General features: G+C 53.7%; 13 protein-coding genes. 3 read left to right on the forward strand and 10 right to left on the reverse strand.

Annotation, left to right across the window (positions count from 1 at the left end; genetic code table 11):
* Positions 1 to 35: 35 nt before the first annotated feature.
* The 3 genes from KOE80_RS05020 to KOE80_RS05030 all read right to left on the reverse strand — a co-directional run bounded on the left by KOE80_RS05020 (position 36) and on the right by KOE80_RS05030 (position 3,763).
* Positions 36 to 1,175: an enoyl-CoA hydratase/isomerase family protein gene (locus KOE80_RS05020; RefSeq protein ID WP_226348544.1), complete on the reverse strand. Its 1,140-nt coding sequence runs from the start codon at positions 1,173 to 1,175 to the stop codon at positions 36 to 38.
* 21 nt (positions 1,176 to 1,196) lie between these two features.
* On the reverse strand, positions 1,197 to 1,985 hold the full coding sequence (locus KOE80_RS05025; protein WP_226348545.1) for an enoyl-CoA hydratase: 789 nt from the start codon (positions 1,983 to 1,985) through the stop codon (positions 1,197 to 1,199).
* A 257-nt stretch (positions 1,986 to 2,242) separates the two neighbouring features.
* On the reverse strand, positions 2,243 to 3,763 hold the full coding sequence (locus tag KOE80_RS05030) for a CoA-acylating methylmalonate-semialdehyde dehydrogenase (RefSeq protein WP_226348546.1): 1,521 nt from the start codon (positions 3,761 to 3,763) through the stop codon (positions 2,243 to 2,245).
* 153 nt (positions 3,764 to 3,916) lie between these two features.
* On the opposite strand from KOE80_RS05030, the gene KOE80_RS05035 reads away from it, so the two are divergent.
* The 3 genes from KOE80_RS05035 to ada all read left to right on the forward strand — a co-directional run bounded on the left by KOE80_RS05035 (position 3,917) and on the right by ada (position 6,774).
* Positions 3,917 to 4,807, forward strand: a complete 891-nt coding sequence (locus KOE80_RS05035; protein ID WP_226348547.1) for a LysR family transcriptional regulator — start codon at positions 3,917 to 3,919, stop codon at positions 4,805 to 4,807.
* A gap of 245 nt (positions 4,808 to 5,052) precedes the next feature.
* The gene (locus tag KOE80_RS05040; RefSeq protein WP_226348548.1) at positions 5,053 to 5,727 is read left to right on the forward strand and encodes a DNA-3-methyladenine glycosylase family protein; all 675 of its coding nucleotides are present in this window, start codon (positions 5,053 to 5,055) and stop codon (positions 5,725 to 5,727) included.
* A 9-nt stretch (positions 5,728 to 5,736) separates the two neighbouring features.
* On the forward strand, positions 5,737 to 6,774 hold the full coding sequence (gene ada / locus KOE80_RS05045; protein WP_319002370.1) for a bifunctional DNA-binding transcriptional regulator/O6-methylguanine-DNA methyltransferase Ada: 1,038 nt from the start codon (positions 5,737 to 5,739) through the stop codon (positions 6,772 to 6,774).
* Between the two features lie 77 nt (positions 6,775 to 6,851).
* Here ada and KOE80_RS05050 read toward each other — a convergent pair whose 3' ends face one another.
* From KOE80_RS05050 to aroQ, 7 genes are all read right to left on the reverse strand, one after another.
* Positions 6,852 to 7,343 carry a glycine zipper 2TM domain-containing protein gene (locus KOE80_RS05050; RefSeq protein WP_226348549.1) on the reverse strand — a complete coding sequence of 164 codons (492 nt, stop codon included), beginning with the start codon at positions 7,341 to 7,343 and terminating at the stop codon, positions 6,852 to 6,854.
* A 57-nt stretch (positions 7,344 to 7,400) separates the two neighbouring features.
* On the reverse strand, positions 7,401 to 8,342 hold the full coding sequence (locus KOE80_RS05055) for a carbohydrate kinase family protein (RefSeq protein ID WP_226348550.1): 942 nt from the start codon (positions 8,340 to 8,342) through the stop codon (positions 7,401 to 7,403).
* A gap of 8 nt (positions 8,343 to 8,350) precedes the next feature.
* Entirely contained in the window at positions 8,351 to 9,598 is a 1,248-nt protein-coding gene (locus KOE80_RS05060) for a zinc-ribbon and DUF3426 domain-containing protein (RefSeq protein ID WP_226348551.1), read from the reverse strand.
* Between the two features lie 24 nt (positions 9,599 to 9,622).
* Positions 9,623 to 10,543: a 50S ribosomal protein L11 methyltransferase gene (gene prmA / locus KOE80_RS05065; RefSeq protein WP_009460614.1), complete on the reverse strand. Its 921-nt coding sequence runs from the start codon at positions 10,541 to 10,543 to the stop codon at positions 9,623 to 9,625.
* Between the two features lie 96 nt (positions 10,544 to 10,639).
* Positions 10,640 to 11,989, reverse strand: a complete 1,350-nt coding sequence (gene accC / locus KOE80_RS05070; RefSeq protein WP_009460612.1) for an acetyl-CoA carboxylase biotin carboxylase subunit — start codon at positions 11,987 to 11,989, stop codon at positions 10,640 to 10,642.
* Positions 11,990 to 11,993: 4 nt separating this feature from the next.
* Positions 11,994 to 12,446 (reverse strand): acetyl-CoA carboxylase biotin carboxyl carrier protein, encoded by a 453-nt coding sequence (accB, locus tag KOE80_RS05075; RefSeq protein WP_009460610.1) that lies wholly within the window; start codon positions 12,444 to 12,446, stop codon positions 11,994 to 11,996.
* 86 nt (positions 12,447 to 12,532) lie between these two features.
* Entirely contained in the window at positions 12,533 to 12,967 is a 435-nt protein-coding gene (gene aroQ / locus KOE80_RS05080) for a type II 3-dehydroquinate dehydratase (RefSeq protein WP_009460608.1), read from the reverse strand.
* Positions 12,968 to 12,999: the final 32 nt, after the last annotated feature.

The raw sequence follows: 12,999 nt of genomic DNA on the forward strand, positions 1-12,999 counted from the left end.
TTTAAGTGCTAATTAAGGTGGGAGTGAGTTGGGCTTCATGATTTGCCCAGATCGCTCAATGGATGCGGGCCTGTGCTGCGTGAGATAAAATGATTCGCTATATCTACTTCATTCACTTCCCCTATTGAGGTATGACTCCAGCGAGGGTTACGGTCCTTGTCAATTAACATCGCGCGCACGCCCTCCGCAAAATCTCTGTAGACGGTAGCCGCTACGGACACGTCATACTCAATGCGAAAGACCTCAGCTAGTGAGAAGTGCTTTGTTTTTTGCCATAACTCCCATGACAGCCTTGCAGAACTTGGGGCTCCGTATAAAAAATTCTTGCCGGCTGTAGCGAGCCAAGGATCCGATGACCCGGCAAGAGCAGCAAGCCGGCTGGCGATGGTTTCTAAATTGTTATATCCAATAAGGGAGTTGATACGGTCGTAGTGGGTCCGTAACGGTGATTCCGGCACGATGGATGATGCCCCCATACCTTGAAGCAAGCAGCCCAAACGCTCCCGATTGGTGGCATTTCCTAGCTGGTCCGGTGTTTCCCAACAAGTATCGATGATCTTCTGCAATAATCGCCTGCTTGAGCTGTCGTCAATGATGAAGTCGGCCAGCTTTACAAAGCATGCATCAGCAGCGTTCAGTGGCACACCTGTTAGAGCCAAGAACAGACCGACTTGGCCAGGCATGCGACGCAAGAACCAACTGCCACCAACATCCGGGTAGAGACCAATCGTGATTTCCGGCATTGCCATGCGGGTAGTTGGGGTGACGATTCGGTGTGAGGCTCCAGCCATTAAGCCAACGCCGCCTCCCATGACAATCCCTTGCCCAAGGCAAAGAATCGGCTTGGGATAAGTGTGTATACGGTAATCAAGGCGATATTCTCGTTCAAAGAACTCTTTAGCTTGCTGGGGGGCAACGCCTTCGGGCGTAACCTTCATAGCCTGATAAAGGGCTTGAATATCGCCTCCCGCACAAAAGGCTTTTTCGAGTGAGCTATCAATTAATACGCCAATGATTGAGGGGTCGCCCTCCCAGACCTCGAGTTTTGATGCGAGCAGGTCAATCATGTGTATTGAAAGTGCATTAAGACTTTGAGGCGTATTCAGTGTGGCATGCCCGAAACGTTGACCGCACACTGTTGAGAAGTCGCGTAGAAGAATACAATCGTCGTTCATGTTGTCGCCTATTTATACTGCTCAGGTGTTGAGCCAATGTGGAGCGCGTTTTTCGAGAAAAGCATTTACCCCTTCGCGCTGGTTCATTGAATCAAATAGTTTGACGAACTCTACTCGCTCATGCGGTAGTGCTTGGTTCGGCATTATGTTTCTAGCAGCTTGAATTAGCCGTTTGCATGCAGCTATGCTGGTAGGACTTTGATTATTAATTTTTTGTGCAAGCGCGAGAGCACTTGTAAGTGCTTTGCCAGAACTCGTCACTTCTTCAACTAGGCGAATGCGTAGCGCTGTCTCGGCATCAAGGTGCTCACCACATAGAATTAGACGTTTGGCCCACCCCTCTCCAACTAACCAAGAAAGCCATTGTGTTCCACCAGCACAAGGCAATAACCCAACAGAGGCTTCGGGTAGGGCGAGCACAGACTGCTCTTCGGTGATTCGCAGGTCGCAGGCTAAGGCACACTCCAGTCCGCCCCCCATTGCATATCCGTTGATCGCAGCGATTGATACACCCCGGAAATTCGATAAGGTTTCGAAGGCGAAGCCGAAGGAGCGTGCCATATTCGAGGCCACCTCTTTATCACCATTCTTGAAAAGGTGGAGGTCAGCACCAGCCGAGAAAAACTTTCCTCCTTGCCCGGTTAGGATCAGGCTATAGATCTCGTGATCCGCGTTTAGCTCATTAATCACCTCTACAAGCGCTTTTAGGCTCTTTTCTGTCCAGACATTAGCTGGCGGATTGTTTAGCGTTAGGATGGCGGTATGGTTATTTTTCTCGAGTATTAAGCCGTGATAGGTTTGAGTACTCATCGTTTACACTCCCTTTTTTGGTGAGTCCACGTTGTGAGCAATGAGGATATGACTGTGTTTTGAGTTTTGCAGTCATCGATACGCAGCGGTTGTGTAGGCCGATAGATGCGAGCACATTCAATGTTGCAGTTCTGATATTCAGTCCCATTGCTCTCTGTCCTTTACTTTGGCCGCAAAAATGTCATTTACGTTTACGGCCTGATAGAGCTGCCACATTTTCGAGAAGCTTGAAGTTCATCAAAATGTGGCAGACAGATTTACTTTAAGCTGATAGTGGTATTTACCGGAGCAGCAACATCCTCTGTAAACCAACGTGCGGTGATGGTTTTGGTCTGTGTGTAAAAGAGAATTACTTGCTGGCCGTAAGGGCCTAGGTCTCCGAGTTTCGAACCGCGTGAGCCTGTGAAAGAGAACAGAGGGACTGGAACAGGAATGGGAACATTGATTCCGACTTGACCTACGTCGATCTCTTCTTGAAATTTACGTGCAGCAGACCCTGACCCCGTAAATATCCCGGTACCGTTACCGTATGGATTAGCGTTGATCAGGGCAATAGCCTCGTCTAGATTTTGAACGCTCATCGTGCATAGTACAGGGCCAAAAATTTCCTCATCGTAGATTTGCATGCCTGGCTTAACATCAGAAAATAGCGTCGGTGCAATGAAATTTCCCTGTGGGTAACCTGGAACTTCTGGATTTCGACCGTCCAGAACGAGAGTTGCTCCTTCTTGTACGCCAGACTCAATCAATTCAAGGATACGTTTTTTAGCTGTCATGGAAATAACTGGGCCGACATCTGACTCTAGTTCATGGCCAGCATTCACTTTTAACTTACTCGCGCGCTCGGCTAGCTCAGGAATCCAGTTGGCGGCTTCACCAACGAATACGATCACAGAGGAAGCCATACAGCGTTGACCTGCAGCGCCGAATCCAGCACCGACGAGTGCGTTAAGTGTTTGTTCTTTAGGTGCATCAGGTAACACGACAACATGGTTTTTTGCGCCCATCATGCATTGAGCCCGTTTACCAGTGAGAGTTGCACGGTTATAGACATGAGTACCAACTACTGTGGAACCCACAAAGGACACAGCTTTAATATCAGGGTGATCACAAATACCATTTACAACATCTGCTGCACCATGGATGACGTTAAGCACACCCGATGGAATGCCAGCCTCAACTGCCAATTCAACCAAGCGCATCGTAGACATTGGATCTTGCTCCGAGGGTTTAAGCACGAATGTGTTGCCGCATGCAATTGCCATCGGGAACATCCATAACGGAATCATTGCAGGAAAGTTAAAGGGAGTAATACCAGCGCATACACCAATCGGTTGATGTACGGTGTAAGTGTCGACGCCGGTGGCGACGTTATTAGCTAGCCCACCCAGTTGCAATGTGCCAATACTCGCTGCGTATTCAACGACTTCTAATCCACGAAAAATATCGCCTTCCGCATCGGGCAGTGTCTTGCCTTGTTCAGTAGTTAAAATAGAAGCGATTTCCTTCATATTCTCGCGAATAAGCTGCTGGTACTTTAGAAAAATACGCGCGCGAGTGCCTATAGATGTCTTTTTCCAACTTTTAAAGGCGTTATTAGCTGCGGCAACAGCTGCATCTACCTCGGCTTCAGTAGCTAACGGCACACGGGCTACGACTTCTTGAGTTGCTGGATTAACTACATTCCGCCATTCGGTGGTGTTTGATTCCAGGAATTTGCCGTCAATTAGTAGTTTGACGGTAGGTACCTGCATAGCATTTGATTGTTGTTTGGTCATGGCTCATCTCCTGGAAAAATTTTAGGCATAAAGAAATAGTCAGAAAAATCTTGATTATGAACTCATAGTATCTGTGCAAATTTGATCTTTCAATGCGATACTATGCACTCATGGGTTGCATATTTGCACACCGCATCAACATTGGATGAGTGCATGGACTGGGATAATTTGCGTTACTTTTTGGAATTAGCGCGTACTGAGACGTTAGCGGCGGCTGCGCGTCGTATTGGTGTAGAACACACCACTGTTGCGAGGCGAGTGCTGGCTTTAGAAAAACAAATGGGAGCCTCTTTGTTTTCGCGTGAGCCGGGCGGGCATCGTCTGACTGAGGCCGGGCGTAGATTGTTACCAGCGGCCATTGAAATGGAATCAGCTATATTCCGTGTGGAAGGCGTACGTGCTGAGGACGGTCAGGGGCCTTCTGGTTTGGTACGAATAGGGTGTACAGAAGGTTTTGGAACGCGAATTTTAGCGCCTCATTTAGTGCGATTGAGGCAACGACACCCGTCTTTATCCATTGATTTACTAGCATTGCCCCGTATGCTTCAGCTTAGTCGGCGTGAAGCCGATATTATTATCTCCTTGGAGCGCCCGACCCGAAGCTCTGTGATCGTCGCAAAGCTGACAGATTATGCTTTGTATCTCTATGGGCAGCGCCAGTATTTGCTCGAGCATCCCCCAGTCACCAATGTGCAAGATTTGAGTCAACATCCTTTGATTAATTATGTGGACGATTTCTTATTTACCCGAGAGCTTCAGTTGCTTGAAGAGTTATATAAGCCTGAGCGTTTTGTATTTCGAAGCACTAGTCTGCTTGCACAGCACGCTGCTGTTTGTGCCGGGGCAGGCTTGGCGGTATTACCAGCTTTCATTGCTGATGGGGAATCAAAATTAGTGCGCGTGTTACCTGAGCAGGCAAATTTCACACGTACTTTCTGGATGAGTATGCCTGAAGAAGCCAGACACCAACCTCGCATACATGTAGTTTGGGATTTTCTTAAGGAAGTCAGTATGAAGGAGCAATCGAATTTGTTACCTTCTTGATTTATGAATTAATAGAGTGTAAGTGAGCGCTCGCGAGATCAATCCCTCCATGAGCATTGCTTGACCTATCCGCGATGAGGGAAGATCTTCATTGAAAGTGAGGGGGCTAGGGGATACCCCGTCACCATACTCGATACCAGGGACTCAAACCGCTTCGCCGGTCCGAATTCAAGAGCAAGAATCAGGATGTCTTGTCCAAACAGGAACTTTATACTGGCCTCATCATCAATCCGCAGGCCGCTTCCATGACAAGCCTTCACACACACGCAGCCGCCAGACCTTACCGCCAGGCAGAACAATTCCTGGCAGCACTGGACAAGGACTGGCACGCACTGGTCGAGCAGGTAGGGCCTTGCATACATCAGCCCCGACCTGAGCGTGACCCCTACGAAGCTTTGATCCGCTCAGTGGTCTATCAACAATTGCACACCCGTGCCGCTGAACGTATCTTGCAGCGCCTGATTGAGCTGTATCCCCACGGCCATTGTCCCAGCCCCGAAGAAGTGCTCGCAACCCCTTATGAGACGCTGCGCACCTGCGGCCTGTCCGGAGCCAAGGCCAACAGCATTCTGGGAGTGGCCCAGGCCCGTTTGGACGGTATCATTCCCGATCAGGCCAGCGCCTTGCAAATGCCCGATGAAGACCTGATCGAGCAACTGACCACGCTGCGCGGTATTGGCCGCTGGACGGTGGAAATGATGATGATGTACACGCTGGAACATGAAGATATCTTGCCCGCCGACGACTTTGGTGTGCGTGAAGGCTACCGTCGACTGAAGCGTTTGGACAAGGCGCCCAGTGCACGCGCCTTGCGGGAGATAGGCCAGGCATGGGCTCCCTATCGCAGTGTCGCATCCTGGTATTTGTGGCGCGTCCCCCGGCTGACAACAGCCCTCTATCAAAATGATGCCCAGCGCTGACAGGCCATCGTGGAACGAGACCGCCAGGCAGATGCTCACTTCGTCTACGCTGTACCCAGCACGGGAGTTTATGCCCGTCCCAGCGCTGCGTCACGACGCCCCAATAAAGAACATGTTCTCTATTTCGATACTCCCGAGCAAGCTGAACAGGCCGGTTTCAGAGCCAGTCGCCACAAGCACGCCGATCGCCAACAGCAATCTGCCCAGCGTCAAGCCTTGATCATACAAGCCTGCCGCCTGATCGAAACGCAAATGCCAGCACCAACGCTGGACGAACTGGCTCAATCCCTGGAAATGAGCGCTTACCACTTTCATCGTATTTTCAAAGCCCAGACTGGATTGACACCTCATGCATATGCCAAGGCACATCGTAGTCAACGCGTACGTCAGGAGCTGGATAAATCGGGGCAAAGCATTACCGATGCCATTTATGAAGCCGGCTACAGCACTCACAGCCAGTTCTACGACGAATCCCACACCATGCTGGGCATGCCGGCCTCGGCATTCCGCAAGCAAGGCCAAGGCAGCACCATTCATTTTGCCATTGCCCAATGCAGCCTCGGAGCATTGCTGGTTGCGCAAAGCGATCGCGGAATCTGCGCCATTTCCTTGGGCGATGATCCCAGGGTGCTGTTGGAGCAACTGCAACATCGCTTCAAGGCTGCCGACTTGATTGGTGCAGATCCCCAGTTCAACCAACGGGTTGCACAAGTGGTGGCGATGGTGGAAGAACCCGCCCTGGGCTTGAGCCTGCCCTTGGATATTCAAGGCACGGCCTTTCAGCAACGAGTCTGGACACTGCTACGTCATATTCCTGTTGGTCAGACTGTAAGCTACACCGAGCTGGCCGAACGTTTGGGTATACCCAATGGTGCACGAGCGGTGGCACGAGCATGTGCCAGCAACACGCTGGCGGTCGCCATTCCTTGTCATCGAGTCGTCCGTCAAAGCGGTGATCTGGCCGGCTACCGCTGGGGGCTGGAGCGCAAGAAAACCCTGCTGGAACGGGAACGCACCAACACGCTCAAGCGTAGCGAACAGGCATAAAAAAACCCGAAGTTTGGCTCTGAGTCCAAACTTCGGGGGCGAGTTCACTGACGGGCTTTCAGCTCAAGCCACGCTACCTACATCGGTACGACACGGGTAGGACCATTGCCGCTGAGCATACGCACACGCTGACCCACGGACAGGGGCACATCGGCTTCCTGGGCAACAACACGCGTTTCGCCGTTATCCAGCTGAACCGTGATTTCCAGACCCTCGGTCTTGCCCACGCGGTTTTCAACCGCATTACCCACAATACCGCCCAGCAAGGCGCCACCGATGCTGGCCAGGATACTGCCGCGGCCACCACCAATCGTGCTGGCTGCCACGCCACCCAAGGCCGCGCCACCCAAGGTGCCCACGCCCGAGTTATGGTCGTCCTGAATCGTCACGGAACGCACGGCTGCCACCGTGCCCAGACGTACAATTTGTTCACGCTGGGCCTGACCGTAGTTGTACACCGAGCTGGATGCCGATTTATTGGCACAACCGGCCATCAAGAACACGGGTGCTGCCAGGCTCGCCACCACCATCAAACGCACTTTGGGACGATCAAAAAAAGAAACGTACATACGGCTTACTCCGAAAAATGTACCTGGCCGAATCGTAAGAAACAGATGAACGCGATCCTAGACCTTGCGCTCAATACCGTAATGCTGTTTTAGCATGGCCGAGATATCTGACCGTTTAAATTCATGATTTTGCGGGCCATCAACCTGGATTTTAATACTGCCCATCAAGTTACCCAAGCCGCAGGCCTCTTCCCAGCCCCAGCCTTTTGTAAGACCATATAACAAGCCAGCGCGATGCGCATCGCCGCAACCCGTAGGATCCACCACTTTCGTTACAGGAACGGGCGCGATCTCCTTGATCTGGGCATCGTGATAAAGCGTGCTGCCATGCTCTCCACGCGTCACCACCACAGCCTGCAATCCCTGGGCAATCTCGGCCATGCTCTTGGAGGTTCGCTGTTCAATCACTTCCGCTTCATATTCATTAGCCGTAAGAACTTGACACAGTTCCAGCATCTCCAGCAGGTCCTCGCCAGCGAACAAAGGCATGGCCTGGCCCAGGTCGAAAATGAAGGGCGTGCCTTGCGCATGCAGGCGGCGGGCATGGGCAAACATGCCGTCTTTGGAGTCCGGAGCCACAATGCCCCAGGCCGCTTCCTGACCGGACAAATCAATCTGGGCCGAACTGACCATGGCGCCAGGGTGAAAAGAGGTGATCTGGCTGGCGGCCAGGTCTGTGGTGATGAAGCACTGAGGGGTGAACATCTCGGGCATCACACGCACCATGCTGGTATCAATGCCCAGGTTCTGCAGGCGCTGCACATAATCCACACCGTCGCTACCAACAGCACCCACAGGCACAGGCTGGCCACCCAGCATGTTCAGCGTGTAGGAGATATTGCCGGCGCAACCACCCCACTCTTTACGCAAGCTGGGCACAAAGAAAGAAACGCTCAGGGTCTTGATGCTATCGGGCAAGATGTGATCTTTGAAGTACCCCTCGAAAACCGCGATTGTATCAAACGCGATCGAACCACATACCAGCACTCGCTCGGTCATAAATTACCTTAAGGAAAAAAAGGGCTAATCTGGTAGCCATTAACTTGGAGCTGCCCGGTATTCAAAGGCAGACGCACCATAATTTCACTGCGCGCTGCAAACGCGGGCTCGCGTCGCTCGGGGGCCAGATACTGATCGGGCGTGATATTGCGCCGGGCGATCAAGGCTCCGGAAAAATCTTTCAAATCCAGGACCAGCGTAGGCCACTCCTGGGGCCGCTCAAACTCGTTGCGCAGCGTAAAGCCCAAGGTGGACTGTCCGGGCTGATTCGGCGCTTTATGCAAGGCCGAAGCCTGCACGCGAATCTGGTCCAGACGACGTTCGTAGGGAACCTTGCACGACAAGGTCTGACACGCGCTCTCGAACACGGGACGCAGCATGGGTATCTGGCTGACAATCTGTACGCGATACACGTACATCAGCTGCACGACGAACAGGACAACACCCAGAACGCACAAGCTGGTCCAGATCAGCGAACCCACACGCTGACCAAAGCTGGCTTCGCCCTCATAACGTGTTTCGCGTTGCAAGGCTGGGTTGGGATCAATGACCCAGTCCTGCTGAAAATCCTCGCCATCACTATCATGCGTACCATCAGCCTGACGCGAGGGGAAAGAGGCGCGCAAGGCACTGGCACGATCGCCCACACTGAACTCAGGCTCGGCAGCCGACCACGATGCCTGACCAATATGATGGTCCCCATCTGGCTCAGAAACAGAGCCGGTCGATACGAAAAACGAGGTGTCCTGATCATCCTGTGGCAAAGGCTCGTGTCTGGAGCGGGCGCGAATGACTGACGGCTCTACCGACTCAACCGCAGGCTCTGCCGGGCGGACAAAAGGCTCGGTAGTTACAGTAGCAGGCGCGGCCGGAGTGACAGGTGCTTGTGTCAGGATGGAGTCGGGGAATTTGCGTACCTGCAAGGACTCGTGGGCCGTGCCTTCATCACGCGGCGGGGCGTGACGGGAGTGCTCCACAAATCGCGGCCCCGGAATGGGCGCTTGCAGGTCCACCGACTGCACCTCTTCCTGCCGTGGCGAAACAGGTGGCTCGGGCGCCAGGCGCGGCTCGATCTGAACCGGCGTGGCGGGGGAATGATAGGAAGGCTCAGGGGCTTGCTCATCAATGACTTCTTCAAAGCCATCGAAGATATGCGCACATTGAATGCAGCGTATATAGCCCCGGCGGCGTTGCAGCGTTTCTACACTGGCTGCAAACGATGTCCCGCAACGGGGGCAGCGAGTCTTTAGCTCCATGAACTCACCTTAAGTTCTGCCGTCTTATAACGGGCGTTGACCAGCCAAACACACCCAGCCATCGCGCTCCTGCCAAACCGACATGGGCAAGTAGGAGGAATAGACCTCGATCATTTCCTCGGCCTGCCAATCGTAAATACCGGACAGGATCAAATGCCCGCCCGGTTTGACACGGTTGGCCAGCATGGGAGCCAGCATACGCAGGGGATTGGCCAGAATGTTGGCGACAACCAGATCCGTTTGCCCGGCGGGCATGGCATCGGGCAGCAAGCCTTCAACCTCGACCTGATTGACTTGCGCATTGTAGCGCGTGGCAATCACGGCCTGCTCGTCAATGTCCACACCCACGGTATGGCCAGCGCCCAGCTTGCGGGCCGCAATCGCCAAAATGCCGGAGCCACAACCGTAGTCCAGTACCGTCTGACCCGCTTGCACATGATGCGCCAGCCAATCCAGACACAAGTGCGTCGTGGGGTGGCTGCCGGTACCGAAGGCCAGGCCGGGGTCCAGTTCGATGCGAACCAGGCCGTCATCGCCTTCCTGGGCGACTGGCAGGTCCTCGTCGTCCTTGTGCCAGCTGGGCACAATCAGGATACGATCGCCCACCGGAATGGGGCCAAACTGCGACTGTGTCAAACGAACCCAATCCTCGTCGGGCACTTCGCGCACGCTCCACTGAGCCTTTGCAGGATCCAGCACACCGGCTTCAAAAAGCGGTTGCAGCAACTCTTCAGGCTCCAGCTCCTCGGGCAGCAAAGCGACGACCCGATTGCGGTCCCAGGCCAGCACATCCGGTTCGATACCGGGTTCGCCAAACAGGGGCTTTTCCTGGTCGGTATCACCATCGGCATCTTCCACCGACACCGACAAGGCGCCCGCCTCAAGCAAGGCATCGGACAAGCGCTCGGCCTCGTGTTCCTGGCAGCTCAGTAAGAGTTCACGCATACATAGTTTCCATAAAGCAAAACAGGGGGCTCGCCCCTGTTTTACGTAGTCATCATTCTTGTCAGGTCAGGCCTGTGGCCTGACCTGTTGCTACCCTTACTTGCTACGTTGGGCCAGCTTTTGTTCCAGGTAGTGAATGCTGGTGCCGCCTGCCTTGAAGCTGGCGTCCTGCATCAATTCCCGGTGCAGATCCACGTTCGTCTTGATCCCTTCCACCACCATTTCGGACAAGGCAATGTCCATACGGGCAATGGCTTGCTCGCGCGTCTTACCGTAGGTAATCAGCTTGGCAATCATGGAATCGTAGTACGGCGGCACGGTGTAGCCGGTGAACACGTGCGAGTCGATACGCACGCCAGGGCCACCGGGAGTGTGCCACTTGGTAATCAAGCCCGGGCTTGGTACGAAGTTGAATGGATCTTCCGCGTTGATACGGCATTCGATCGAGTGACCTTCAAACTCGATGTCACGCTGGCGCAGCACGAACTTCTCGCCTGCAGCCACTTTGATCTGTTCCTGTACCAGATCAATGCCGGTGATCATTTCGGTGATGGTGTGCTCGACCTGAATACGGGTGTTCATCTCGATAAAGAAGAACTCGCCGTTTTCGTACAGGAATTCAAACGTACCAGCACCGCGGTAACGCATGCGACGGCAGGCATCGGCACAACGCTCGCCGATACGCTCGATCAGGCGACGTGGAATACCTGGAGCCGGTGCTTCTTCAATCACTTTCTGGTGACGACGCTGCATGGAGCAGTCGCGCTCACCCAGCCAGACGGCATTGCGATCACCATCAGCCAATACCTGAATTTCGATATGGCGTGGATTCTCGAGGTACTTTTCCATGTAGACCTCGGGATTATTGAACGCAGCAGCGGCTTCGGTTTTGGTCGTGGCAACGGCCGTCAGCAAAGCGGCTTCGGTGTAGACCACGCGCATACCGCGACCACCACCACCGCCAGAGGCCTTGATGATGACCGGGTAGCCCACTTCACGGGCAATGCGCACGATTTCTGCGGGATCGTCGGGCAAGGCGCCGTCCGAACCGGGAACCACAGGCACACCGGCCTCGATCATGGCTTTTTTGGCCATGACCTTATCGCCCATCGTGCGGATGTTCTCGGGACGTGGGCCGATAAAGACAAAACCGCTCTTTTCGACACGATCAGCGAAGTCCGCGTTTTCAGCCATAAAGCCGTAGCCAGGGTGAATGGCTTCCGCATCGGTGACTTCTGCTGCCGAGATAATGGCAGGCATGCTCAGGTAGCTGTCACGGGCTTGGGCGGGGCCAATACACACGGCCTCGTCGGCCAGACGCACGTACTTGGCACCACGATCAGCTTCAGAATAAACGACGACTGTCTTGATACCCATCTCGCGGCAAGCGCGCTGGATACGCAAGGCAATTTCGCCCCGATTGGCGATTAGGATTTTTTCAAACATATCATCAACCGATGACGAACAGAGTCTGACCGTATTCCACCGGCCCGCCGTTTTCAACCAGAATTTCCTTGATCACGCCGGACTTGTCGGCTTCGATCTCGTTGAGCAGCTTCATGGCTTCGATAATGCACAAAGGCTCGCCTTCCTTGACCGTCTGGCCCACTTCCACAAAAGGAGCAGCGCCTGGGCTAGGAGCACGGTAGAACGTGCCGACCATAGGAGCCTTGACGGCGTGGCCTTCGGGAACGGCGGGTGCAGCGGGAGCTGCGGCAGGAGCGCCAGCGGCGGGGGCTACCACCTGGGCTACAGGAGCCTCGGGAGCATAGACCACGGGAGCTGCCGAGCTTTGCGAAAATTTCACAATGCGAACCTTGTCATCACCTTCAGTGATTTCCAGTTCGGCAATGCCAGACTCGGCTACCAGATCGATCAGGGTTTTGAGTTTTCTAAGATCCATGCGTACTTCCCGCAACGCCGCACTAGCCACTGACTGGGTCAGGACGGCATTAAAAAAATATTGGTCAAAAAAACGAAACGAACCGCCTAACTATTCAAAGCAAACCGCAGCGCGGCTTCATAACCGTAGGCCCCCAAACCAACAATGACACCGCTAGCGATGTCAGAGAGATAGGAGTGGTGACGGAACGGCTCACGACGGTGAACATTGGACAGATGAACTTCAATAAACGGAATACCGACACCGGCAAGCGCATCCCGTATCGCCACGCTGGTATGGGTGTAGGCCCCAGCATTGATCAGGATGAAATCCACGCCCTCGGTACGGGCTTGATGAATTCGATCGACGAGCCCGCCTTCGTGATTACTTTGAAAAAAATGACACTGCGCGCCATGCTGGTCGGCCAGCACCTGTAAACCACTGTTGATATCGTCGAGAGTCTGATGTCCGTAGACATCGGGTTCTCGGGTACCCAGCAGGTTGAGGTTGGGCCCGTTAAGGACCAGGACATGTTTCGCCATAGCGGATTTTTCGTCAAGACAGACCGCCTTTT

It is taken from the genome of Alcaligenes sp. 13f (assembly GCF_020496585.1).
Taxonomy (GTDB): Bacteria; Pseudomonadota; Gammaproteobacteria; order Burkholderiales; family Burkholderiaceae_B; genus Alcaligenes; species Alcaligenes phenolicus.